Source organism: Bacillus sp. K2I17, from assembly GCF_002209985.1.
Classification (GTDB): domain Bacteria; phylum Bacillota; class Bacilli; order Bacillales; family Bacillaceae_G; genus Bacillus_A; species Bacillus_A wiedmannii.
Genome location: NZ_NJGF01000019.1, coordinates 41,892 through 66,436 on the forward strand (window position 1 = coordinate 41,892; position 24,545 = coordinate 66,436).

Here is a 24,545-nt window from a genome sequence, read left to right on the forward strand (position 1 = left end):
TATCCGTTAAAACTTAATGTGTTGTGATAATTTTTGCATATAGAAGGAACGAATTAAAAGGAAAAATAAAATTTCAACCGTTCCAAAAATCATAAGTACGACTGTAATCTCAGCGAAGAACGAGAGATGTAATACTTCTTGTAGCATCTTTGTCGCAAACATCGTATGAATCGATGCCATAATGTATGGAACAAAGAAAAGAATTGCAAGTTGAATTGTAGCAGATCGTTTCATCTCAGCTTCTGTTAAACCGATTTTTGTAATCGTTACATACTTTTCTTGCTCATTTGTTAAATCTGTATACATTCTGAAGTAAAGAACACTGCCAGCACCAATAAAGAAAATAACACCTAAGAAAGTCCCAATTAAGAAGAACGAAGCGACATTTTGTTTTGTTGTGTATAGAGAATCGCTCGCTTCACTTGCATGGAAAGGCGGGTGCTCTGCTTGAATGTTGTTCCCGTCTGTATTCACTTTTTCTATGAATAAAGAGCCGATGTTATTAGCTTTTTCCCAGTCCTTAACTTTAAAGCTATATACACTCATCTGTTTTGAAACGGATGATAACGCCTCTACATTTTCATCAGATAGTATGAGCAATTGGTATATTAAGCGATTTGGGAATGGGTTATAACTTTTATATTCTTTCACTTGTAGTTGTAAATTGTTTTGAGTAAGTGTAAGAGTATTTTTCTTGTCTTTATTATGAAGCGTTCCAATAACCTGATCATCTAAGTCTTTCATAAGAATATAAGATTCATTCTTATTTACCGTGAGCGTTTCCCAATTTAAAGCCTTAGCAAGTACATTATAGTCACTTTGTTTAATTGCATAATAGAGCTGAGAATTTCCTTCCGCTGAAGATACTTCATATATATCCGTTTTAAATTGTTTATAAGTAAATTGCTCTTCGTTAAACTTTTGTTTTAACCAATTTAAATGTTCATCCGCTAACGTATTTTCAGTATGTGATAAATATGTAAAAGGAAAAGGATTTTCTCTTACTGTATCGAACTTCATAAATTTACCAAAACCATATAAGAATGTAATCATAGTAAAAGCAAGTGTTGATAGCATCGCTACAATAAAGAGCATGTTAATGTTTGTCCGAATGCGCGCTGCTAAATCAGAAATCCAAAGCATATTAATTCGCTTCATATAAAATGTTCTTCGCGTTTTTAATATACGAATGAGTAAAAAACTAATTTGTGAAAAGAAAAAGTATGTTCCAGCTGCAACAAGTGACGGAATGAGAAATATACTGGTGGCGGCGTACAAAAGCCCAACTACTTCGCCGAGCGACATGAAATATAGCGGATTTGCTGCTAGTACGTATCCAGATATTAAACATGTCGCACCAAATAGAGAGATGAGCACGGATGCTTTTCTTTCTTTTTGTTTTGTTCCTTCTTTTAAAAGACGTACAGCCTTTCTCGTCCGAATGAGCATCGGCGTAAACGATGAGACGAGAATGAAGAGTCCTAGAAAAATGATCATAGTTAAAATAATGGCAGCTGTTGGCCAATATAAATATAAACCAGGAACATGTGTAATTTTGGCGGTAACTAATAAAAAGAACTGCGAGAAGACAAGTCCAAGTTGAATGCCGAAAAAGATGGAAAGAACACCAATTAGCATGTTTTCTAGAAATACGAGTCTCTTTAATTGTTTTTGAGATATGCCAAGTACTGTTAAAATCCCAAATTGCTTTTTTCGTACTTTTAAGAAAGTACCGATTGAATATAGTAAAAAGAAAAATGAAAAGAATACAATGACAATTTCTGAAATTGTCATTAATATGTTCAGAGCAGCATTCACGCCTGTCATATGCAATTTAGGATGAAATAAATAAACCGCAAACGAGAAAAAAATTGCAATGGAAAATGCACTACTTACAAAATAGGCGAAATAAGCTCTGGCGTTCCGGTTTACGTTTTTGAATGCAAACTGCCAAAATGTCATTCACCTGAACCTCCTAATAGAGTGAAGAAGAAAAGGATATAAGAGATACCCTTTTCCTGTACTAATATATTTATAAAACTTAACCATTCGTATACTCTGATAACTTTTGCATGTAAAAGGAACGAATAAATAAGAAAAAGATGACTTCAACGACTCCAAAAATAATAAGAACAGCTGAAATTTCTTTGAATAGTGATAAATCAATTACGTCTTGGAGCATTTTTGTTGCGAACATTGTATGAATGGACGCCATAACGTACGGAACGAAAAATAAAATGCTAAGTTGAATGGTTGCAGATATTTTCATCTCTACATCTGTTACACCAATTTTTGAAATTGCTACATATTTTTCTTGTTCATTCGTTAAATCAGTATACAGTCTAAAGTAAAGAACGCTACCTGCTCCAATAAAGAAAATGACACCTAAGAATGTCCCGATTAGGAAGTATGCGGCACTTCCTGATGTAATTCTATATAATGAGCCTGCTGATTCATAGGAGCGTATAAGGGGTCCTTCGTATTGGAATTCCTGTCGATCTCTTTGTATTTTTTTCATAAAATCATCAGCGATTTCATACGTCTTTTCCCAGTTTTGTACGTTATAATTGTACGCTGCTACATGCTTTGTTGTATTTGGTAAGTTGTTTACAACAGCGTCAGGTAAAATTAAAGTTTGATATGAAAAGTCAGAGGGAATGGCCCCTACTTGTTCATATCCTTTTACTTGTAATGTCGTATTTGTGCTAGAAAGTGTAATGGATTTTCTATTGTAGCTTGGCTCAAATTGGCTGAATAAGGTGAAATAAGCGCTACCTGTTAAGACATATGCTTCGTTATCGCTCATGAATAGTTGTTTCATTCGCAGGGAAGCTGCAAGTTTGTTATAGTCACTTTGTTTCATTGCATAGATGTCATTGTAAGTCGTTATACCTTCATCTTCTTTCAGTGGTGTTTCATATAAATCAGCTTTTAGTTTTTTATAAGAGAAATCTTCCTTTTGTAACTGCTTTTCAAGCCAAGTTAAATGCTCGTTAACAAAAGGATTTGCGTCATATGAAAAATAAGAAAATGGAAAAGGTGAAGTTCTCGCAACATCTAGCTTTGTAAACTTTCCGAATCCATATAGGAACGTAATCATTGTGAAAGCAATTGTAGAAAGCATCGCTACAATAAAAAGCATATTGATATTCGTTCGAATACGACTTGCTAAATCCGAAATCCAAAGCATGTTAATTCGTTTCATATAAAAATTTCTTCTTTTCTTTAAAATATAAATAAGTAAGAAACTAATTTGAGAAAAGAAAAAATATGTCCCAATTGTAACAAGTGCTGGAATCACAAAAACACTTGAAACCATATAGATAACGCCTACTTGCGTGTTTATTGAGAAGAAATATTTAGGGTTTGCAGCTAAAATATAACCACCTAATAAACAGATAGCACCAAATAGAGAAATGAATATGGATGGTTTTCTTTCCTTTTGTTTCCCACCATTAGTTTTTAAAAGGTTTACCGTCTTTTTCGTACGAATTAGCATGGGTGTAAATGAAGATACAGCGATAAAGAGACCAAGAAATACAATCGTTGTTAAAATGAAAGCATTCGTAGGTGGATATAAATATATCCCTGGTAGATGTGTAATTTTCGCTGTCACTAATAAGAAAAATTGTGAAAATACAAATCCAAACTGCATACCGAAAAAGATAGATAAAATACCAATTAACATATTTTCAGTGAAAACGAGTCGATGTAATTGTTTTTTTGATATACCTAAAATAGTTAAAATACCAAATTGCTTTTTACGAACTTTTAAAAACGATCCAATTGAATAGAGTAGAAAAAAGAACGAGAACAAGACAATAACAACTTCTGAAAAAATCATTAATCCTGAAATTTCAGAGATCATAGTGGGATTTTGTAATTTCGGATGAAACAAATAAACAGCAAACGAAAAGAAAACAGCAATTGAAAAGGAACTGCTTAAGAAATAAGCAAAATAAGCTCTGGAATTACGCGTTACATTTTTAAAGGCAAACTGCCAAAATGTCATAATATGTACCTCCCGTTAGAAGGTAAATATGTAGTTTTATTGCAAAAAATGTATGAGAGTAAGTTCTCATACATTTTGCTAGCATATGTTCCGATCATGCTTCGGTCACCTTCTCTGTATGTTCTGCTTGATTATTTGCAGCGTTGTGGAAGATGATTTTAATCGTCGTTCCTTTACCAACTTCAGAATCTAGTTTGACAGAGTGACCTAAATAATCACAAATTTTACTTACAATATAAAGTCCCATACCAGTAGATTCTCCGAATGCGCGACCGTTTTTCCCAGTGTAAAACGGTTCAAATACTCTTCGAATATCTTCTTGCGGAATACCAACACCTTCATCGCGAACTTCTAAAATAATATCTTTTCCGTTTCGATAAGCAGATAAGAAAACTTTCTTCCCGCGCTCACCAGAGTAACGAACTGCATTTGTCATTAACTGATAAATGATGAACTTTAGCCATTTCGCATCAGAAGCAACTTTTAAATCGGAATGAACTTCTAAAACAGGGAAGACCCCATTTCGAATGAATAGTTCTTTTAATCCGTTAATATTTTTTGTTACCGCATCTTTTAATGAAATCGTCTCAACGTGGAAATCTTCATGGAAGTTATTTAACCTTGCCATATATAAAGCCATATCGAGTCCTTGATTTAATCGTTCTAATTCTTTTTTGAATTTCGGAATCAAATGTTCATCTTCCATTTCGAGTACCATAAGTTGCATAACAGACACAGGTGTCTTCATTTGATGCACCCAGTGGTTAATGAATAATTGATGTTCTTGTTGTTTTACTTCATACGACTGTAGTTCCTTTTGGAAGAGACGGTACTGTGTGCGCACGAGTTCATTTACACCGTGAGGCATCGGAGCAGTTGCTCTTTCAATAAACGCATCTTCCATTTTCTCTGGTTGCTCACTTAATCTATGGTACATTCTACGATTGCGGACGTAACGATAAGCGAGGAAACAAATGAATAAATATAAACTTAAAACGACGAAGTAAAATTTATTATTTTGAAATCCATCTACTGCATCATACAGAACGAAAATGATGCCGAAGTTTAATACATATAGTAGAAAAAATGCAAAATGATCACGTAAAAATAGCTTCATGCTTATTCACTCCAAGTTGCGTTAAAACGATACCCAAGTCCACGTACTGTTTCAATAGCATTTTCAATACCAAGCTCATTGAACTTTTTACGAAGACGCGTAATGTTTACGTTTAATGTATTTTCCTCAACGAAGCTTTCGTCATCCCATAGGGCAGCTAATAAATCTTCACGGCTCGCTGTACGAGGGAATTTAGATAATAACATTTCTGCTAAAATTGCCTCTTTCTTCGTTAAAAGAACTTGCTCAGCACCGAAATGGATTTCTGGGCGTTCTGGGAATAGTTTTAAACCTTCTACTTCAACGATACGTTCAGAAATATTTGGCGCATAATCACCGTAAATACGGCGTAATTGACCTTTAATTTTCGCCATTACAACGTCATAGTGGAACGGTTTTGTAATATAATCATCCGCACCGCTTTCAATCGCCATAATTTGTTCCATCTCGCCAGCACGCGCTGAAATGAAAATAATTGGACAAGTAGATTCATGACGAATTTGACGGCACCAGTAGAATCCATCGAATTTCGGTAAGTTTACATCAAGTAAAACAAGATGTGGTTTCACTGCATTAAACGATTCCATAATATCATCGAAATTCTCTGCAACAACAGCTTCATAGCCATATTTTTGAATGTGAGATTGTAGTAATGATGAAATATTTGGATCGTCTTCAACGATTAAAATTTTATACATATGTATACTCCTCCTAAAAAAACAATTGTAGCTATAGTGTATCATGTGTTTCAAGTCTTTTCATTATGTTGAAATGTAGGCTAATAAACAGTATAGGTCAAAAGTGTGAAAAGTAAAAAGGGCTTATGTATAATTGACAATTAATTGGAAGTGATTTAATATTTAGATAAATATCTAAATGTCTAATTAGTGAAAGGAAGAAAGACATTGAATCAAGCATTCAAAGCATTAGCAGATCCAACAAGGCGAAAAATTTTGGACTTATTGAAAGAAGATGATTTAACTGCTGGTGAGATTGCTGAACATTTCAATATGACGAAGCCAAGTATTTCACACCACTTAAACGCACTTAAAAATGCTGAACTTATTCAAGATGAAAAAAAAGGGCAATTCGTTATGTACTCTTTAAATACAACTGTATTTCAAGATTTATTGACTTGGGTGTTTACATTTACGAATAAGGGGGAAGAGGGGAAATGAGGAAGCATATATTTCCGTTATTATTAATTGCTTTAACGATTATTGCATGGTGTGCCGCGTGGCCGCATTTACCGGAGGAGGTTCCGAGTCATTGGAATCTTGCTGGTGAGGTAGATGGACATATGTCAAAAATGGGCATGATGATTTTGGATGTTGCAGTTATGGTTTTTATATATGTGTTATTGACTTTATTGCCTAAGATAGATCCGAAGCATGGGAATTATAAGAAATTTTCTAAAGGATATAATGTAATGAATTATAGCGTATTAGTCCTATTATTTTTAGTAAGTATCATTGGAATTGGTGCTGGATTAGGTTATGACATTCCCATGAATAGTACACCGCATATTCTTGTTGGTCTTTTATTTATAGTCATCGGCAACTATTTACCACAATGTAAACCAAACTACTTTGTAGGTATAAAAACACCGTGGACATTAAGTAACGAGGAAGTGTGGAGGAAGACACACCGTTTTAGTGGAAAGGTGTTTGTTGTATTAGGAATTATTATGATGTTAAGTATTTTTGCCCCAGTAGTATGGAAAGCTTTCTTAATAATTGGGATTATTATCGGTGCAGTAGGACTAACGATGGGATATTCTTATGTTGCTTATAAAAAAGAACTAAAAATGTAAATAAAAGCTGCTTTTCCTTCTAAGGAAGAGCAGCTTTATTTCTTATTTCTTCAAAATCGGTATCCAAATTTCACTTTTAAAGTTTGGAGAAGATACATCTTTCTGTTCATTCCACAATATTTCCGGTCCTACCGCTAATTCATAGTTGGAAGAAGGAAACCATTCGGAATAAATGCGTCCCCATACATTTTGTAATGTTTCAGGAAATGGACCGACAGCTTCAAAGATAGCCCACGTTGAAGCTGTGACTTCAAGTTGCGCGAATTGCGCTGGACAATTTTTCGTTGTGGCTACTCCAATGTAGTGATCAAGTTCTCCCTTTTCCTCCATCCTTCCTTCAGAAAAGTTAGTAGAAGCACTAATAATTCCATTCGGTTCCATGTTTGAAAGGGACTTTAACGTTTGAATGGACTCTGGATTTAAACTCTTCCACATAGAAGCAATTTCTTCATTTACACCATTAAACACAATCGGTACTCGTTTCGTAATACCAATAATTCGAAATGGTTCTTTTTCTTTAATTCGATAATTCATTTCATTTCCTCCTTGAATCGATAACTGGAAGGTCATTGGTGAATAAGCTTTCAAAGAACGAATTGTACTTCGAGCTTCTGAAGGCGTTATACCGTGCAAGTTTTGAAAGGCACGTGTAAAGGAATCGGGTGAGTTGTATCCATATTTGATAGCGACATCAATGACTTTTGCATTGCTATCTTTTAGTTCAAAAGCAGCAAGAGTAAGACGCCTACAACGAATATATTCTGATAGTGATACGCCAGCTAGGAAAGAAAACATTCTTTTGAAATGGTATTCAGAGCAGTAAGCTATTTTTGCGACTTCTTTAAAATCAATTTCATCTGTTAAGTTATTTTCAATATATTGCATTGCCGCATTCATGTTTTTAAGTGAATCCATACGATGACCTCCTTGTTAAATAGAATAGCAGGAACAAACGAAGTCCATCCGACATTTCATGCACAACTTTGTAGGGTACATTTTTAACCTTACAAAATTGTAATGTTCCTGTAAGGAGAATGAATGGATGGTATGATATCCCAATGCTATAGTAACAAAGTACTTTTGTTCAGTAGGTTAAATTTTTATATCTTTACTTATGCGTCTTACATAACTGTCATGTTTGTGTAAGAAACATCGATAGTGGCAAGAGTAGAGAGTGTATATAGTTGAAAATAGAGAATAGAAGAAATGAGGGATGTCGAGATGAAAACAGTGTTAGAAGCAAAAAATATTGAAAAAGTGTATGACACGGGTGGTAATAAGTTTGCAGCGTTAAAAGGTATTAACTTACAAGTAAAAGAAGGTGAGTTCGTTGGAATTATGGGACCTTCTGGTTCGGGTAAGACGACTTTACTAAACGTTCTTTCTACAATTGATAATGCGACGAACGGTGAAATTTTAATTGATGGAAAAGATATCGTGAAGATGAACGATGATAAGTTAGCGTTATTCCGCCGCGATCATTTAGGGTTCATTTTCCAAGATTATAATTTATTAGATACGTTAACGGTAAAAGAGAACATTGCGTTACCTCTTGCGTTATCAAAGGTGAAAGCGAGTGAGATTGATCGCCGCGTTCTTGAAATTTCAAAGAAATTCGGTATTGATCACATTTTAAGTCAGTTCCCATATCAAGTGTCAGGCGGACAGAAGCAGCGCTGCGCAGCATCGCGTGCGATCGTTACGAATCCTAGTATGATTTTCGGGGACGAGCCGACAGGAGCGCTTGATTCTAAATCAGCGACAGATTTACTTGAAAGTATGAAGTCGTTAAATGAATATGATAACTCTACAATTTTAATGGTAACACATGATGCGTTTGCGGCGAGTTACTGTAAACGAGTTATTTTCATTAAAGATGGTGAGTTATATAAAGAATTGCACCGCGGGGAATTAACGCGTAAACAGTTCTTCCAACAAGTCGTTGACGTAATGTCTTCCATTTCCGGAGGTATGGCTGATGACCTTATCTAGCATTGCCCTCCGCAACATACAGCGGAATTTTAAAGACTACTTTGTATATTTTGCATCTATGATCTTTAGCATCGTCATTTATTTTACATTTAAGGCGTTGCAGTATAATTCACAAATGGAAAAAGCTGCGGAAGCTTCTAAAAAAATTAGCGGAGCGTTCCAAGTTTCAAGTGTTATGCTAATTATTTTCGTAGCGGTGTTCATTATATATTCGAACGGTTTCTTTACAAGGAAGCGTAAAAAAGAAGTTGGGCTATATTCCTTATTAGGCATTCGTAAAAGACAAATTGGTAAAATGCTGTTTTATGAAAATATGTTAATGGGATTAATGTCTTTAATTATCGGAATTGCGATCGGTAGCGTTCTTTCAAAACTATTCCTTGAACTACTAATAAGTATGATGGGAATAAACTTAAACGTTCATTTTGAAATACCGATGGCCGCAGTTATTGATACAGCACTTATTTTCTTTGTGATTATTTTGTATACATCACTTCAAGGATATCGTTTAATTTATCGCTTTAAGCTAATTGAACTTTTCCGAGCGGAACGCGAAGGAGAAGCAATGCCAAAAGGATCCGTAGTGATGGCGTTAATTTCAGTTTTCTTAATCGGTTCAGGTTATTTCTTAGCGTTAATGTACATGAAAGCAGTTATGTATGCAGACTTTATGGTCGTTGCATTATACATTTTACTAGCGACAGTAGCAGGAACTTATTTATTGTTTATGTTCTTCACAGTATTTGTATTGAAGCGAGCAAGAAATAATAAGTCAGCATTTTATAACGGTATGAATATGGTAACGACATCGCAACTACTATATCGCATTAAAGGAAACTCGAAATCACTAGCAACAATTGCTATTTTAAGTGCAGTGACATTAACAGCGGTTGGTACGTCAGTTACGATGTATTACAACACATTTACGCAATCAAAAGTTGCTGCTCCGTATAGTTATTCTTACGAGAAAAAAGATGAAGCACTAGATAAAAAAGTAAAAGAAATACTTGCTGGAGAGAAGAGCAATCATCCAGTGACATATGAATCAGAAGTTGAAATGATTCCTGTGAAGGGAACATTTAAAGGTGAAAGAGCAGATCAAGTGCTGAACACACATTATAATGTTACGAAGCAGTACCAGCTTATTTCTCAATCAAGCTTTAATACAATTGCGAAACGATTAGATGTAGAGCCTGTAAATTTAAGTGCGAATGAAGCCTTTGTATACGATAGCCTCTATATTGAAAAACTTGATTTTGGTCCTCTTTATACAGGAAATAAAGCTGTATTTCCTGTTGGGAATGAATCGAAAGAGCTAAACATTAAAGGTGTAAATAGTAGAAGTCTTACAAACTTAAATGAACTATTTGTAATCGTTCCAGATCAAACATATGAGCAGGCGAAACAAGTATATGAAACACGCGCTGTAAAAAATATTGATGTAAAAGGTGAGCGAAATAGTAAAGAGTTAACAGCGAAATTAGCAAACGTTATGCCAGCAGGCGAATCGGAAGTTTTAAAACCATTTAACGATTTCTATACAGGATTCCAAATGGGAATTGAAACGACAGGTTTAATGATGTTCATTGGGCTATTCTTAGGATTAGTTTTCCTATTAGCGACAGGCTCAATCATTTACTTTAAACAGCTTACAGAAGCAAGTGCTGACCGTGATCGTTACGTTGTTCTTCATAAAATTGGTGTAACGAAGCAAGAGATGAAGAGAGCTATAGCAAAACAAGTGAGCTTTATCTTTGCTATTCCGTTAATTATCGGTATTTTACACAGTTTATTTGCACTAAAAGGTTTGTCAAATATATTACCATTTGAAATTATGATCCCGCTCCTAATTAGTATTGGAGTATATGGTGTCATTTATATCGGATATTACTTCCTAACAGTTCGTTCTTATTATAAGATTGTGAGTGCGAAATAATAAGTGAAGCTGCGAGAAAATAAGAAAGCCATTTACCTAATTTTTTATGAGGTGAATGGCTTTTTTTACGTTCTAATTATAATGAAGAGATAATTAACGCGCATCGATTATGTCGATGAAACTAAAAGTATGCTTTCGGTTAAAGGCATCTATGCAAAGTAAAGAACGCTTCAAAGGATTTAATTTCATTACAGTCATATAACTTGTAGGGAAATAACCATCTTTATAATAAGTGATCAATATTTCTTTTTCTGAAATGTAAGAGCGTAATAAAGTATCTTCAATTTTGTCTCTATCATCATAGGGTGATACTATTTGCGATTCTTTCATATCAGTCGATTTTGATATATTTGTACTACTCATGCTTTCTATTCTCCTAACAATATATTTTCTATATGGGAAGGCTAATTACTATGGAAGTACCTTGTGTGATAGAACGAAGTAAGTATGGATGATTGGGAGCAGGATTGGCTTCGTACTAAAAAATTATCAAATTCATTCACTTATTTATAGTAATTATTTGTCATTCTTGTACTTTTTTGAATGGGATTCAAACTTTATTAAGGGGAATAAATCGATGTGATGAAGGTGAGCTAGTATAACAACTATCTCACCTTCTATATTAAGTAAGCATTTTTATATAACGGTATGATTTTCACGATATTGTCTAGGCGTCATACCCGCAATTTTTTTGAAGACTCTTGTGAAATAACTTTGATCATTAAAATTAAGCCAGGCACAAATATCTGATAATGGATAAGTCGTTAATGTTAATAATTTTTTAGCTTCTTCTACTCGTTCTCTCTGGATGTATTCAATTAAAGGAATTCCCACTTCTTTTTTAAATAGTTTTGATAAATAAGTAGGGGAAATATGTAAAAGGTTAGCAAGATCATTCAAAGATATTTCATCGTAAATATGCTTGTTAATATAATTGAGGCACGTAGTAATGGAATTAGAATATGCTTGATTATGATATTCTTTTACACGTTCTGCAAAAGTACATAATGCATCTTCAATTAACCTATTTACGGAATACATGTTATCTAGTTTCTCAATCGTTTGTATATATAAAGTACCGAGTGAAAAAGCAATATGCGATGGAAGATTACCGTCTATCGCATATCGAATAGCTAGCGTAATGGCGATAATGCCATTATTTTTTTGGTTTCTAAGCTGATCTCCTTTAGACCAAATTGTCGCATCTTCTTGGGGGAATGAATACGCATATTGTATGACCTTTTCTGTATTGCCTTCTTTAATGGCTGAAAAAAATTTGCGTTCCAATGATATGTCATAATTTTGCGGATCATGCCGGCGACGTTTTGAAATGTATAAATCAGGATTTACGATTTTATAAGAAACATCTTCGAGTAATTTATTCTCTTTCCAGACAATATCTCTATCTAATTTTTCATTAAAAATGACGTAATGTAACCAAATACTTATATCAATTAACGTGCTTTTTTTAATCTCGGGTAGAAATTGATAGTAATCTACTCCTTGTTGCATTTTATTATTACAGTTGAAATACTTCATCAGTTTAATCGCCATTTCATCTGATACTTTTGGATAGGTAGTCGGGCCGATTATAATTGTACCTTTTATATGTTCATGATTTGTTATATGGATGCTAATGAAATTTTCAAGATACTTATTTCCTTTGAAAATTGGAAAATTGCAAGGTACGTTTTCTTGATAAATTTCATTAAGATGTTCTTCTTTAGAAGAATAAAATGGACTACCAATTGTATGAGAAGTAGATTCATATACAATTTTTTTATCAGTAGATAGAAATTGAACAGGAACATGGAATGTTCTATGTACAAGGTCACATAAGTGCTGTAGGTCGATGGAATTATTCATTATCTTCTCCTTTTAAATAGTTTTGGAATACCACATATTCAGACTCAAATCTATATTTCTTATTATTTGCCTTTGTTTGCTTACATGAAAATAATTACATATATTGGATAATGATGAAAGTTGATTTACAAATTAATTTCCGCAGATAGTGCATGAAAATAAACGTAGTGATGGTACCTTCCATAAAAGTTCTTTTTATATCTACTATACCAAATTAATGAATATAAAAGAGGTATTTATATATGGAATAAGAAATGTTTCATTCTTCATAAAATCTTAAGAAATCTCCTCAATTTTTGTTAAGAAACGATAGTTATACTTAGAAACAAGTTAAAAACTATCGAACGAATGGGGAGAGGGTTACATGCAACTCATAACATTCTTACATGAATTTATAAAACATCCGAAACATACTGGTGCAATTGCGCCAAGTTCAAAAATATTAGCAAAGAAAATGGTAGATGTCATTGATTTTAATAGAGCGAAATGTATCGTAGAGCTAGGGCCTGGTACAGGGGTTTTCACGAGAGAAATTATGAAGAGAAAGAAGAAGGAAACGATATTTCTTCTTATTGAAATTAATGAAGTGTTTTGCAAAGAGTTAAAGAGAAAGTTTAAAAATGAGCAGAACGTCATTGTGGTACATGGTTCAGCTGAAAATATAAAGAAGTATATGGAAGAATTACAGATAGAATGCATTGATTACGTCTTATCGGGATTGCCTTTTACATCTTTACCAGAAGAAGTTTCAAAGCGTATTTTAAACAATGTAATGGAGGCGATACATGAGACAGGTGAATTTATTACATTTCAATATTCACTTGTGAAAAAAGGATTTATACAACATTTCTTCCCTGAAATTACGCTCGAAAAAGTGTGGCTCAATTTCCCGCCAGCGTACATCTTTAGCTGTAAAAAAGAGTTAAGAAGAGCTTATGCCTAATGGAATTACATGAATTATTATCTTATATTGAACAGTATGGCTATTGGGCACTATTTTTCTGTTTATGGTTAGGTATTATCGGTATGCCAATTCCAGACGAAATGATCGTAATGAGTGGTGGGTTTGTCTCTTCATTAGGGATATTAAGTGTCATTCCAGCATTTTTATTAACCTATTTAGGCGTTGTATCTGGGCTGTCGTTAGGTTATATAGTAGGAAAAATATTTGGTATAAAAGTACTTGATAAGCTAATGAAAAAGAAAAAGGCGAAATATCTTTTGAAATCTCAACAAATGGTAGAGAAGTATGGCCATTATGCGTTAGTCACAAGCTACTTCATACCAGTCGTCAGACATATCGTACCGTATTTAGTTGGAATGAATAACATGTCATTTAAGACGTATGCTTTGTATTCCTATACGACAGGACTTGTTTGGACACTTGCTTACTTTGTACTCGGTTCTTTATTTGGACAACATATTGAAAGGATTGTAGCGCTTGCGATAGAGTATGGCGTGTATTTTGGCGGAATTGTTTTTGTTGTTGCGAGTGGTGCTTATTTGTATAAGCAAAGAAGAAGTACGGTGATGAGTAAATAAATAGAATGAGGGCTTACGCTTATTGAGAGTAGTATAAAAGGGAGAGTTATTTTGTAGAATAACTCTCCCTTTTAATGTAATAGCTTTTCATTACTTACATTAGGTGTTGTTTGAAATACAGTTATATAAATTGTTAATATGATTGTATTGATTAGATTAGCTAGTATAGTCATAAAATCACTTGATGGAGTGATAAGAACAAAGATTGAAAGTATGGCAGAAGCAAGTGGAATAAACTTTTGTAGTGTAGTTAACTTTCCGTCTTTATGAAGCTTCGAAGATTGAAAGAAGCAAAGTAAGAAAATAAAGGACGTAAATAATAATCCTAGATAGCCCCATCCATCTTCAATATACCAAGGTAAAAAGCTCATTCTTGATGTGAAAATAAATAAATTGAATACTAACGTGCTAATGATTAGCGTATTTAAAATCGTGATATTTGTCTGTTTTTCCATTTGAATTATACTCCGAAATTTATTTTATCCCGTATTAAAGGGCAGTAAAATCCCCACTGATTAAAGTTTTACTTTATTGAGATGTTTTTGCCATTTCCATAAATCGCTGTTCAATTTCATCGAAATCGAATGAATGGCATATTCTGCGGTCTTCTTTATCTAAAATTCGATAATGTTGAGATAAAATATTTTGTTGTATTTGATAACCGTTTAATTCTTTTATTTGTCGCCACCACACTTTTCCGCCTAACGTCTTCGGGAAGTTTGTACTGTAATGTGTAAAAGCGATTGTTTTTATAATTTCATTCACATCATCCCCAAATGTCATCTGGACTGTATCGCTCTGTTCGAAGAGTGTTACGACACAAACTGCGCCTGCCCATGTTAGCGTGCGTCTTCCTTTTTCGATTTCTACTAATGTTTTCTTCGATAAACCAATAATTTCTGACATTTTATCTTGTGATAGATTATTTTCAACACGGATGAGTTTTAATTTTGAATTAACGAGTTCAATAAATTTTTGTTTATCCATAATGCAGCTCCTTTTTCTTATAGTGTAAAATTACACTAAAGGTGTAATTTTGTCAATTGGAGTGTAAAAAGTTATTTTTTGTCTATTTCAATCTTTTTAATTAATATTTCACTTTTAGTTTAAGAAAATGTTAAGAAATCGAACGAGTTTTTATTAAGAAATAAGCTCTATACTTAGAAAAACCTTAAAGAAAACATAATGAAAGGTGGAATATAGATGAAAAGATTTATTTTTGGATCACTACTTGTTATCGTCGCAGGAGCGGCATATTTATTAAAGGGGAGCGCGGGGTTTGATAGAATGAATCCATTTCTTGATATAGAGGACCATTATGCAATAATTGATAACGATGGAAAAGAGTTAGGTGGAAATAAAGGTCGTGAATATAAAGTGAAAGCTTATGATGAAAATGGTAAGAAAAAAGAAGTTACAATTGACGAAGTAGATGAATTACCAAAAGGCTCATACTGGCATGTGCTTACGAGAGGTAAGTTCTTACATAATAAAGTACAAGTAACAACAGATAAAATTCCTGATGGAGCGAAGGCGAAATTAGGATTATAAGTATAAAACCGATTCTCAATGAGAGAATCGGTTTTGTTGTTTTATGGTAATGTTTAGTGTAAGGGGGCGAGGGTGATGCTACTCATTGTTAGTCTTATTTTAATCGGGGTTATGTGTAGTATGAGAATAGTATCTTTACATATGATAGAACGAGAAAAGATAGAAGAGCGATATGTATATTGTCCAAAATGTAATGCGAAAATTAGGAGAGGCAATTCTGCTCCCTTTTGTTCGAAATGTAATTTAACATTTTAATTATAGGAAATTTGAAATCATTTTGTATGGTTTTGGATTTTTTACACGAAAGCGTAAGAAAGAAATAGGTCTTTACTCTTTACTAGGTATTGGAAAAAAAGAAATAGGCAAAATGCTGTTTTATGAAAATACGTTAATGGTTTTACTATCGATTAGTAATCGGCATTGTAATTGGTAGTTTACTTTCAAAATCATTCCTTCAGTTATTAGTAAGCATGATGGAATTAGGCGTAAACGTTCATTTTGAAGTACCGATTGGAGCGGTTATTGATACAGCATGTATTTTTTTGTTTCATTTTTCTTTATACATCTTTTAAAGGATATAGCGTTATTTATATTAGTTATTATTTCTTAACGGTTCATTCTTACTTTCGGATTGTGAGTAAATGAAAATAGTGATAAAGTTTTTCGGGAAACGAAAGAGAACATAGTGAAAATTATGTTCTCTTTCGTTTTTTATTAGCTAAAATGAGGTGTGCATAACTAAGGTTTGATAAGGGGAATTTGAAACAGAAAAGAGATGGAAAAACCATCTCTTTTCTGTTTCAATGTTTTACGCTATTATCTATTTTCTTTCTATTCACATATAGGAAATGCATCTTGTAGATAAGGAGAAAGATAATCCTTTATTCTAATATTTAAAGTGGAGAAAAGCAGAAGTTAGAGCTTTTGTAATAAACGCTCGCTACTATTCATATCATTTTTGCATAATGGACATTTTGGTTCTTCTTCTAATGAAAAATTTTTACGCATCCATCCACGGCAGTCTTTTGCCGTGCATTCCCATATAGCTATCGCTTCGGGATCTTCTACAGGCTTATCATTTTTTCTCCAATACATGTGATCGCTCCTCTAAAGTGAAAAGTTTTTTTGAAAAAATAAAAAGGTTGTTAACATTTTTTGTTAACAACCTTTTACTTATTAATTATACTGTATTTTTCGCAAAAATGCGAAGTTTAGTAATTATTAAAGTATAATAAAGTATTGATTACACAACCGCAGGATTATAAATCATCGTAAAGTGTCCTTGTAATAGTTCAATATGACAAGGTGTATGAAGCGAGCTTTCTCCATCTGTATCTACTTCTTTTTCTTCTTCTGTTTCAATATGAATGGATTTCGCTTTTACATGGAAGATGTCATTTTCATTTGAGTCTTCAAATAGTTTCTTCCCGATATAATCTTTAAACGCTTGAATACCGGTTGATTTTACGACGAAAATATCAAGTGTTCCGTCGTCGCACTTTACGTTTGGAATAAAGGACGGGATACCGCCAAGATATTCACCGTTTCCAACCATAACAAGGACGGCTTCGTCTTCATATACTTGTCCATCGTACGTAATTTTTACGGGGAATGTTTCAGCATTTTTGACAGTTCGAATGGTGCTTAAATAGTAACCAATTTTCCCAAGCTTTGCTTTCTCTTCCGCATCGATATTGTTTGATACTTCAGAGACAAGTCCAATGCCCCAGAAGTTTAAGAAGTGTAGGTCATTTGCTTTTGCGACGTCAACTGGTTTTACATGTCCTTGTGTAATAAGTTTTGCTGCTTCTGCGATGTTTTGCGGAACGCCAAGTGTGCGAGAGAAGTCATTGCAAGTTCCGCCTGGAATGATTGCAAGTGTAGGTCTAGTTTCAAGAGGTGCTAAGCCATTTGTGCATTCAAATACAGTGCCGTCACCACCAAAGACGATAATTAAATCTACTTTACTAGCAAACTCCTGACAATATTTTGTTGCATCACCTTGCTTTTTCGTATGAAGGATATGTAAGTCAGGAAAAGCTGCCGCAAGAGGTGGTACAATTTTCGTTAAATTCGTATGTAAATCGCCTTGCCCTGCTTTTGGATTTACGATGAGGAGTACTTTTTCAAATTTTGTTTTTGTCATTTTTATTCTCTCCCTTTGTCTTTTACGAATCGTGATAGAAAATAAACTTCCACCAGTAATTGATGGTGGAAGTTTATTCTATTATATTATTCCGTTACAACTGAAGCGATAAATGGTAAGTTACGATATTTTTCTGCGCAGTCGATACCGTAGCCAACGATAAATTCGTCTGGAATTTGGAAGCCAACATATTCAGCTTTTAAGTCCACTTTACGACGCTCAGGTTTATCAAGTAACGTACAGAATTTCAATGCTTTCGGTTTATGCATAAAGAAGTGATCTTTTAAGAAGTGAAGTGTTAAACCAGAATCGATAATATCTTCTACGACAATTACGTTTTTTCCAGTAATGTTTACATCGATATCTTTTAATAGTTTTACTTTGCCAGTTGTTTCTGTTTGATTTCCGTAGCTAGATGCAGAAATAAAGTCGATTGTTACATCGTTTTTAATGTGACGAATTAAATCGGCAGCGAATACGAAAGATCCTTTTAATACAGCGATTACTACGATTTCTTCTCCTTCAAAGTCACGTTCGATTTGAAGTGCTAGTTCTTTTACTTTTTCTTGTAATTGTTCTTCAGAAATTAAAGTATCTTTTATTTCAAGATTCATTGGAGTCCTCCTACAGTGTAAAACTTGTGAACATTTCGACTGTAAAGGAAAGAAGGGGAAAAGTCAAAGAAGATATAAGTTTTTTACAGAAATCCCCACAAAATAGTCAGATGATATGATATACTGATTATATAAAGAAAACGCTTCCAAAAAGGGTGATTATGATGAGAAAGAAAGAGTATACAAGTACAACATTTATAAAAGCATTACTTTTAACAATTGTTCTTGGTAGTTTGGCTTACATAATTGATGTACCAGCGATTCGAATTTCACTAATTGGAATGACTTTAGTATTAGGCGCAATTTCCCACGGTATGATGTCACAGCTACAAGAAGCTGGAGTGGATCATATGAAAGATCATATAGATAAGAAATGAGAAACCTTCACGTATAGAGAGTGAAGGTTTTTTGTTTCTTACAAAAATGTAAGGTAGTTGTAAGGCAAATCGATAGTTGCATAGTAGTGTTTTGGATAAACTATAGGTGTAAGGTAAAAGGCAAGCATATTTTAGGTAAATTAAGTTTTTGGCACTCTATATGTGAAAAAGGAGTAGGAGGGCATGGAGAAACGTTGGACGACCTTTTCTTTTTTAGCAACTAGCAACACCGTAATGCTAGCTGGCGAAATGGATTTTTTGCACTTGTTTGATCGAGAAGACGATCATTCTTCTTCTAAATTTACAATGAAATGGAATAAATGGAGCGAAAGTTGTAGGTTTGAAGAAGAGGCCCCTAACGAAGAGCAAAAGATTATTTTGACAAACCCTATTAAAGCGTGGGTTGTTCAACGTCGTAAGTGTAACGTCAAAAATCACTTAAAGAAAACTGAGCCGAGACAATTAGTTATCGCTCCGGCCCGTTCTACTTCTAAATCACGCGAAAGTAACATGTAAATATTGAGACACACACACGAAAAAACATCGCATATATTGCGATGTTTTTTTATTTTTCTACAATGAAATCTTTAAATGAAATATATTTCATCTGCATCTTATATTTATATCTCTTGTTTATTCTAGTGATACATCCGATGCGAGTTGATGTGAATAAAATATAAGGAGAGAATGAAGATGAAAAAGAGACTATTACCAATTTGTGCAATGGCACTTTTAACAGTAGGATATTCTTCAGTAGCGAGTGCGGATACTGGAACAGTAACAAAGGAAGAACAGGCACAACTGCAGCAAGATAAAGCGAAAAAAGAAGCAGTGATTAAAGAACAGCAAAAAAGTGAAGAAGAGAAAAAGAGAGTAGCGCAAGAGCAGTTGAAAAACGATAAGGCGAAAAAAGAAGCAGTGATTAAGGAACAGCAAAAAAGTGAAGAAGAGAAAAAGAGAATAGCACAAGAACAGTTGAAAAATGATATGGCAAAAAAAGAAGCAGCACAAGTACAACAAAAAAATGGTGTGGTAAAAAAAGAAGTAGCGAAGCCAGCTGTACAAGGTGAAAAATTACCAAACACAGCATCCAATAATGTAGCAATGATGGCACTAAGCGCATGTCTTGTAGGGATAGGGACATTATTTGGTTTGAATCGTCGCAATAAAGTTAAGGCGTAAATAAAATATTGTCCTATAAAGAATGGAATAATTTCATATATTAAAAATGGTAGGTTATTCCTACCATTTTTGGCATGGAGGGATGAACATGAAGTTACTCAATTATATAGGTATCATATTGATGGCCATAGGGCTATTCACGGGATCATATTACGCTATGGAATGGTATAAAGGAAAAAGCTCTGCTCAACAATTAACGAAAGAAGAATTAAAGAGCCTTGAAAATATACAACATAATCAACTTTCTTACGAAACACCTGTAACTTCCCAAGTACCTTCTTCTCAAACAGAACATAAAGAAGGAGAAAAGGTTGCACTGTTAAATATACCGAAAATAAAGAAGAAGTTTTCTATATACTGGGGAGCGGATGATGCAACGTTGAAGAAAGGAGTTGGAATGTTCGTTAGTGATGTAACGACAACACCATCTGGAGGGGGACATACTGTACTGAGTGGACACCGGGATACTGTCTTTACAGATTTAGGAGAGTTAAAAGAAAAAGACACTCTTGTTTTAGAGTATGATAATAAAACTTACACATACGAAATTCAAAAGATATGGATTACCCATGCGGATGATCGTACTGTTATTATAAAAAAAGAAGAACCGATATTAACACTAACGACTTGCTATCCATTTGATTATATAGGGGATGCACCAGATAGATATATTATCGAGGCGAAGTTAACGGCTAGTTATTCAAAATGAAGTGATAGTTTCTGAAAGCGGAAGGGGGATACATAAGTTATGTCAAAAAACATTTTAATTGTGGAAGATGAAGATATTTTGCGTGAAATATTAAAAGATTATTTTTTGAGCGAGCAATATGTAGTGTTTGAAGCAAGAGATGGGAAAGAAGCTTTAGTTGTATTTGAGGAAGAAGAGGTTGATTTAGTTATTTTAGATATTATGTTGCCGGAACTTGATGGATGGTCTGTTTGCCGAAGAATTCGTAAAACATCTGAGGTTCCTATTATTATGCTGACGGCACGTGTAGATGAAGATGATACGTTACTTGGATTTGAACTTGGGGCGGATGACTATGTGACGAAGCCGTATAGCCCACCAATTTTATTAGCAAGAGCGAAAAGGCTGTTAGAAAGTAGAAAAGTAACGAAGCAACTTCTAGAGAATGAAGATGATACATTATCCATTCACGGTATTCACGTCCACTTCCCATCGCGCACTGTTACGGTAGATAGGACAGACATTAATTTAACACATACTGAATTTGAAATATTAGCGTATTTCATGAAAAATCAAGGGATTGTTTTAACGCGAGAGCAACTCATTTCAAGAATTTGGGGATATGAATTTGCTGGTGACGATCGAACGGTTAATAGTCATATTCGTAATTTAAGAAATAAATTAGGAGAGAAAGCAAAGTGCATTACAACTGTAGTACGAACAGGTTATAAATTTGAGGGGAATGTATGAGAAAGGGGATTGTACTAAAATTATTTGCCCTCACAACAGCATTATGTATGTTAATTTTAGCGACGATATTTATTGGACAAACGATATTTTTTAAACAATATTATGCGAATCGAAAAGTAGAAGATATTAAAGTGAATTTAAATTCCTTTGAGAAGAATTATTTGAATTATGCAGGAAATGCAGAAGGAATTCAGAAGCTGGAGCAAGACTTTTTAAGAGAAAATAATACGTGGATTACAACGTTAGATCAGAATGGGAATTTAAAACATGCGGATGATTTTTATTTTGAAGTAACGATAGATCGTAGGCAACAAAAGAGCTTTGGACAACAAATATTCAAAATTCCTTTATACAATCTCGTCAATATAGAGGAGATTGATAATAAATTATCAGATCCGTTTTTAGGACAAGAAATTTATTTTTCTGGCGTGAAAAAAGGTGATAGTTTTATTCCATTCTCTTTCGCGTTAGGTAAGCAAAATTTAAATGGATCTAATAAACCGTTAGAAAAAGCGTTTCAGGAGAAAATGAAATTAGATGAGGAGAAAAAGAGAGCCGATCAAGAACAAATTGTTAAAGAAAAGAAACCAGCTGTTCAGGAAGAATCTGCTCAGGAATTAGGTGCTTACATAGAAGGACGTGTTACGAAAGTACAGTTTCCTGATGTAAAGGGTCTTGTAAATCCAATTTATAAAAATAGTCTATTCTTAGATAGCATAAAAGAGTTTCAAAGGGATGTATTACTAAATGAAAGTAATCAAATAGAATATTCAATAAAGACAATGGACTATGAAAAAAATGATATTAAATATAAATTATTAATCAAACCAATGGAAGAAAGAGACGGATCGGTAACATATATTTATGCGATGGCTTCTTTACAGCCTGTAGATGAAGCTGTACAAATGGTGCAAGATTACTACATTTACATCATTGCATTTGTAGTCGTTCTTATTTTTCTAGCTTCGTTCTATTATTCAAAACAAATTGCAAAGCCGTTATTAAAAATAAATGATACGACGAAGAAAATAGCACACTTAGATTTCACAGAACAAATACCGATTACTTCAAAAGATGAAATTGGTGATTTATCGAAAAATATTAATGTATTATCTAATAAGCTCCATTCGCATATTGGACAGCTAGAACAAGATATTGAAAAGGAAAGAAAGTTAGAAAATACGCGGAAAGAATTTATTTCTGGTGTTTCGCATGAATTAAAAACACCGCTGAGTATTATGAAAAGCTGTATTTCTATTTTAAAAGATGGAGTAGCTGAGCATAAAAAAGAATACTATTTTCAGGCAATGGAACGAGAAGTAGATAAAATGGATACTTTAATTTTGGATATGCTTGAGTTAGCTAAATTTGAGTCAGGTACATATAAAATGAAAAAGGATGTATTTTATATCGATACAGTAATTGAAGATATATGTGAACACCTTTCTGTGGACATAGAGAAAAAAGAACTTCATGTGCATAAAAATATATGTTCATTTGAAGTAGTCGCAAATCAAAGTCGGATTGAACAAGTAATCGTGAACTTCATTACGAATGCCATACGTTATACACCGAATAAAGAGGATATTGTTATTTCTACAATAGATGAGAAAGATCGTATAAAAGTGTGTATTGAAAATAAAGGTACTCACATTGAAGAAGAGCAATTAGATAAAATTTGGGACCGTTTTTATCGCGTGGATGCAGCTCGCCAGCGTTCACAAGGTGGAACTGGGCTTGGTCTAGCTATTTCTAAAAATATTTTAGAACTGCACGATGCTGAATATGGGGCAGAAAATACAGAAGACGGTGTATTATTTTACTTTTATTTACCGAAAAAAGCGTAGATGATGGATGCTACGCTTTTTTAATTTATTTTCATATTATCTTTACCTAATCTTTATTTTTAAGCGATATAATCTGGTTAGAAAATGAGGTTATGTAAGGAGTCGATGAACCGTGCATAGCAAGTGGCTAAGTATAATGGTATTTATTTTCTTTTGTGCATTTATTGTATTTTTAATTGATATTACGATATAACAAAAAGAGCGCTTATTAAGCGCTCTTTTTGTTTGAATTTATTTGATAAGCATTGATGCTTTTGAATAAGCGTGGTGAAGTGAGGAATAAAAATATAAGTAAAACTGTACATAAAATAAAAGAACCGAGCATTGTACTGCCGTTTACGATTAATGAATATAACACAGCTGATTGACCTTTCGGTGCATATTGTCCCCAGAAAATAATGCCGGCAATAAAGTGGCAGAAATAGCGAGCAAAGCTACCGATAAATGTAGCAAGGATAATATAAGCAAGGACTTTCTTACCTTTGTTTTGTTTTGATGAAGGTTTATCTTTACGGCTACCTAAATTTGATTGTTCTAAGTTATTTTCATTAGACGTTAAAAGTGCTTTTTGAATTGGACGATAGAATAAGCCAGCAAATCCGATAAAAGCAAAGGCAATGAAGTACTCAATGAATGCTTGAACAGGTGTTAAAATGTAAGCATCTCCCACGACAATTTGTAATAGTCCCCAAACTAAACCACCTAAGAAAGCTGATTTAAAGCCCCAGCGGTAAGCAATAATAAAAATAGGAATCATAGCGAATGAAATGGAACCGCCTGTTGGAAGTTTAATTGATAATGGTAAAATATCGATGACCAAGGCGAAGGCTGCAAGAATTGCAGATTCGATCATCGCTTGTAAATTGGTGTTACGCATGTTGTCTCCCCCTAAATCCAAGTTGTACAAAAAAGAATAGATATCATAGGAGGATACGAAATACGTAAATAAAAAAGAGGTATGTATTTCGGACGTTTGCACAATCCCTGCGTTAGCATTAACTAACAGGTTCGAAGGGTCGGAACGAAGTGTTCCCTCTCAGCGGCATGGCTCCCCCAGTGATAACGAGATTCTTTATTTGATATTGTTTATTGTAAGCGAAATGGATGAGAAT

General features: G+C 33.8%; 27 protein-coding genes, 1 pseudogene and 1 riboswitch. Of the genes and pseudogenes, 15 read left to right on the forward strand and 13 right to left on the reverse strand.

Annotation, left to right across the window (positions count from 1 at the left end; translation table 11 throughout):
- Nucleotides 1-6: 6 nt before the first annotated feature.
- The 4 genes from CER22_RS20070 to CER22_RS20085 all read right to left on the reverse strand — a co-directional run bounded on the left by CER22_RS20070 (nucleotide 7) and on the right by CER22_RS20085 (nucleotide 5,827).
- Nucleotides 7-1,962 (reverse strand): ABC transporter permease, encoded by a 1,956-nt coding sequence (locus tag CER22_RS20070; RefSeq protein ID WP_088064671.1) that lies wholly within the window; start codon nucleotides 1,960-1,962, stop codon nucleotides 7-9.
- A gap of 79 nt (nucleotides 1,963-2,041) precedes the next feature.
- Nucleotides 2,042-4,012, reverse strand: a complete 1,971-nt coding sequence (locus CER22_RS20075) for an FtsX-like permease family protein (RefSeq protein ID WP_088609432.1) — start codon at nucleotides 4,010-4,012, stop codon at nucleotides 2,042-2,044.
- A gap of 94 nt (nucleotides 4,013-4,106) precedes the next feature.
- Nucleotides 4,107-5,129 carry a sensor histidine kinase gene (locus CER22_RS20080; protein WP_000765337.1) on the reverse strand — a complete coding sequence of 341 codons (1,023 nt, stop codon included), beginning with the start codon at nucleotides 5,127-5,129 and terminating at the stop codon, nucleotides 4,107-4,109.
- A 2-nt stretch (nucleotides 5,130-5,131) separates the two neighbouring features.
- Nucleotides 5,132-5,827 (reverse strand): response regulator transcription factor, encoded by a 696-nt coding sequence (locus CER22_RS20085; protein ID WP_000276736.1) that lies wholly within the window; start codon nucleotides 5,825-5,827, stop codon nucleotides 5,132-5,134.
- 207 nt (nucleotides 5,828-6,034) lie between these two features.
- Between CER22_RS20085 and CER22_RS20090 the strand changes: the two genes are divergently transcribed.
- Both CER22_RS20090 and CER22_RS20095 read left to right on the forward strand, forming a co-directional pair.
- Nucleotides 6,035-6,307: an autorepressor SdpR family transcription factor gene (locus CER22_RS20090; protein WP_088064669.1), complete on the forward strand. Its 273-nt coding sequence runs from the start codon at nucleotides 6,035-6,037 to the stop codon at nucleotides 6,305-6,307.
- Complete coding sequence (locus CER22_RS20095; RefSeq protein WP_088064668.1) at nucleotides 6,304-6,942, forward strand: SdpI family protein; 639 nt, start codon at nucleotides 6,304-6,306, stop codon at nucleotides 6,940-6,942. The genes CER22_RS20090 and CER22_RS20095 overlap by 4 nt, the downstream gene beginning before the upstream one ends.
- A 42-nt stretch (nucleotides 6,943-6,984) precedes the next feature.
- Here the strand turns inward: CER22_RS20095 and CER22_RS20100 are convergent, their stop codons facing one another.
- Nucleotides 6,985-7,857: an AraC family transcriptional regulator gene (locus tag CER22_RS20100; RefSeq protein ID WP_088064667.1), complete on the reverse strand. Its 873-nt coding sequence runs from the start codon at nucleotides 7,855-7,857 to the stop codon at nucleotides 6,985-6,987.
- Between the two features lie 306 nt (nucleotides 7,858-8,163).
- On the opposite strand from CER22_RS20100, the gene CER22_RS20105 reads away from it, so the two are divergent.
- Both CER22_RS20105 and CER22_RS20110 read left to right on the forward strand, forming a co-directional pair.
- On the forward strand, nucleotides 8,164-8,934 hold the full coding sequence (locus CER22_RS20105; protein ID WP_000859654.1) for an ABC transporter ATP-binding protein: 771 nt from the start codon (nucleotides 8,164-8,166) through the stop codon (nucleotides 8,932-8,934).
- Nucleotides 8,921-10,870, forward strand: coding sequence for an ABC transporter permease (locus tag CER22_RS20110; protein WP_088064666.1), 1,950 nt, complete (start codon nucleotides 8,921-8,923; stop codon nucleotides 10,868-10,870). Before CER22_RS20105 ends, CER22_RS20110 begins: the two co-directional genes overlap by 14 nt.
- Nucleotides 10,871-10,963: 93 nt before the next feature.
- On the opposite strand, the gene CER22_RS20115 is transcribed toward CER22_RS20110, so the two are convergent.
- Entirely contained in the window at nucleotides 10,964-11,233 is a 270-nt protein-coding gene (locus CER22_RS20115) for a YolD-like family protein (RefSeq protein WP_088609433.1), read from the reverse strand.
- Nucleotides 11,234-11,506: 273 nt separating this feature from the next.
- Nucleotides 11,507-12,736, reverse strand: coding sequence for a helix-turn-helix domain-containing protein (locus tag CER22_RS20120; RefSeq protein WP_088609434.1), 1,230 nt, complete (start codon nucleotides 12,734-12,736; stop codon nucleotides 11,507-11,509).
- Nucleotides 12,737-13,100: 364 nt separating this feature from the next.
- Between CER22_RS20120 and CER22_RS20125 the strand changes: the two genes are divergently transcribed.
- Both CER22_RS20125 and CER22_RS20130 read left to right on the forward strand, forming a co-directional pair.
- Nucleotides 13,101-13,679: a class I SAM-dependent methyltransferase gene (locus CER22_RS20125; RefSeq protein WP_088064663.1), complete on the forward strand. Its 579-nt coding sequence runs from the start codon at nucleotides 13,101-13,103 to the stop codon at nucleotides 13,677-13,679.
- Complete coding sequence (locus tag CER22_RS20130) at nucleotides 13,679-14,278, forward strand: DedA family protein (protein ID WP_088609435.1); 600 nt, start codon at nucleotides 13,679-13,681, stop codon at nucleotides 14,276-14,278. Before CER22_RS20125 ends, CER22_RS20130 begins: the two co-directional genes overlap by 1 nt.
- Nucleotides 14,279-14,349: 71 nt before the next feature.
- Here CER22_RS20130 and CER22_RS20135 read toward each other — a convergent pair whose 3' ends face one another.
- Together CER22_RS20135 and CER22_RS20140 are read right to left on the reverse strand one after the other, a co-directional pair.
- On the reverse strand, nucleotides 14,350-14,733 hold the full coding sequence (locus CER22_RS20135) for a hypothetical protein (RefSeq protein ID WP_087984913.1): 384 nt from the start codon (nucleotides 14,731-14,733) through the stop codon (nucleotides 14,350-14,352).
- Nucleotides 14,734-14,806: 73 nt separating this feature from the next.
- Nucleotides 14,807-15,265, reverse strand: a complete 459-nt coding sequence (locus CER22_RS20140; protein ID WP_088064661.1) for a helix-turn-helix transcriptional regulator — start codon at nucleotides 15,263-15,265, stop codon at nucleotides 14,807-14,809.
- Nucleotides 15,266-15,481: 216 nt separating this feature from the next.
- On the opposite strand from CER22_RS20140, the gene CER22_RS20145 reads away from it, so the two are divergent.
- The 3 genes and pseudogenes from CER22_RS20145 to CER22_RS20155 form a co-directional block, all read left to right on the forward strand.
- Nucleotides 15,482-15,829, forward strand: coding sequence for a YxeA family protein (locus CER22_RS20145; RefSeq protein ID WP_088064660.1), 348 nt, complete (start codon nucleotides 15,482-15,484; stop codon nucleotides 15,827-15,829).
- 75 nt (nucleotides 15,830-15,904) lie between these two features.
- Complete coding sequence (locus CER22_RS20150) at nucleotides 15,905-16,084, forward strand: hypothetical protein (RefSeq protein ID WP_088064659.1); 180 nt, start codon at nucleotides 15,905-15,907, stop codon at nucleotides 16,082-16,084.
- Between the two features lie 19 nt (nucleotides 16,085-16,103).
- Nucleotides 16,104-16,420: pseudogene (locus tag CER22_RS20155) on the forward strand (FtsX-like permease family protein); the annotation flags it as partial.
- Between the two features lie 324 nt (nucleotides 16,421-16,744).
- Here CER22_RS20155 and CER22_RS20160 read toward each other — a convergent pair.
- The 3 genes from CER22_RS20160 to hpt form a co-directional block, all read right to left on the reverse strand.
- Complete coding sequence (locus tag CER22_RS20160; protein ID WP_000289924.1) at nucleotides 16,745-16,924, reverse strand: cold-inducible protein YdjO-related protein; 180 nt, start codon at nucleotides 16,922-16,924, stop codon at nucleotides 16,745-16,747.
- Between the two features lie 148 nt (nucleotides 16,925-17,072).
- Nucleotides 17,073-17,975, reverse strand: coding sequence for a diacylglycerol/lipid kinase family protein (locus tag CER22_RS20165; RefSeq protein WP_000167910.1), 903 nt, complete (start codon nucleotides 17,973-17,975; stop codon nucleotides 17,073-17,075).
- Nucleotides 17,976-18,061: 86 nt separating this feature from the next.
- The gene (hpt, locus tag CER22_RS20170; protein ID WP_001047287.1) at nucleotides 18,062-18,589 is read right to left on the reverse strand and encodes a hypoxanthine phosphoribosyltransferase; all 528 of its coding nucleotides are present in this window, start codon (nucleotides 18,587-18,589) and stop codon (nucleotides 18,062-18,064) included.
- Nucleotides 18,590-18,750: 161 nt separating this feature from the next.
- Between hpt and CER22_RS20175 the strand changes: the two genes are divergently transcribed.
- The 6 genes from CER22_RS20175 (at nucleotide 18,751) to CER22_RS20200 (ending at nucleotide 23,433) form a co-directional block, all read left to right on the forward strand.
- Complete coding sequence (locus CER22_RS20175) at nucleotides 18,751-18,966, forward strand: hypothetical protein (protein ID WP_097908581.1); 216 nt, start codon at nucleotides 18,751-18,753, stop codon at nucleotides 18,964-18,966.
- 183 nt (nucleotides 18,967-19,149) lie between these two features.
- A complete protein-coding gene (locus CER22_RS20180) occupies nucleotides 19,150-19,482 on the forward strand; it encodes a hypothetical protein (RefSeq protein ID WP_046199459.1) in 333 nt (110 codons plus the stop codon).
- A gap of 177 nt (nucleotides 19,483-19,659) precedes the next feature.
- Nucleotides 19,660-20,148: an LPXTG cell wall anchor domain-containing protein gene (locus CER22_RS20185; RefSeq protein WP_088609437.1), complete on the forward strand. Its 489-nt coding sequence runs from the start codon at nucleotides 19,660-19,662 to the stop codon at nucleotides 20,146-20,148.
- Between the two features lie 88 nt (nucleotides 20,149-20,236).
- Nucleotides 20,237-20,857, forward strand: coding sequence for a class D sortase (locus CER22_RS20190; RefSeq protein ID WP_087984902.1), 621 nt, complete (start codon nucleotides 20,237-20,239; stop codon nucleotides 20,855-20,857).
- A gap of 39 nt (nucleotides 20,858-20,896) precedes the next feature.
- On the forward strand, nucleotides 20,897-21,586 hold the full coding sequence (locus CER22_RS20195) for a response regulator transcription factor (RefSeq protein WP_060486642.1): 690 nt from the start codon (nucleotides 20,897-20,899) through the stop codon (nucleotides 21,584-21,586).
- Complete coding sequence (locus CER22_RS20200; protein WP_088609438.1) at nucleotides 21,583-23,433, forward strand: sensor histidine kinase; 1,851 nt, start codon at nucleotides 21,583-21,585, stop codon at nucleotides 23,431-23,433. The genes CER22_RS20195 and CER22_RS20200 overlap by 4 nt, the downstream gene beginning before the upstream one ends.
- Nucleotides 23,434-23,641: 208 nt before the next feature.
- Here CER22_RS20200 and thiT read toward each other — a convergent pair whose 3' ends face one another.
- Nucleotides 23,642-24,310 (reverse strand): energy-coupled thiamine transporter ThiT, encoded by a 669-nt coding sequence (gene thiT, locus CER22_RS20205; protein WP_088609439.1) that lies wholly within the window; start codon nucleotides 24,308-24,310, stop codon nucleotides 23,642-23,644.
- A gap of 86 nt (nucleotides 24,311-24,396) precedes the next feature.
- Nucleotides 24,397-24,498, reverse strand: a riboswitch (TPP riboswitch).
- Between the last annotated feature and the right edge of the window lie 47 nt (nucleotides 24,499-24,545).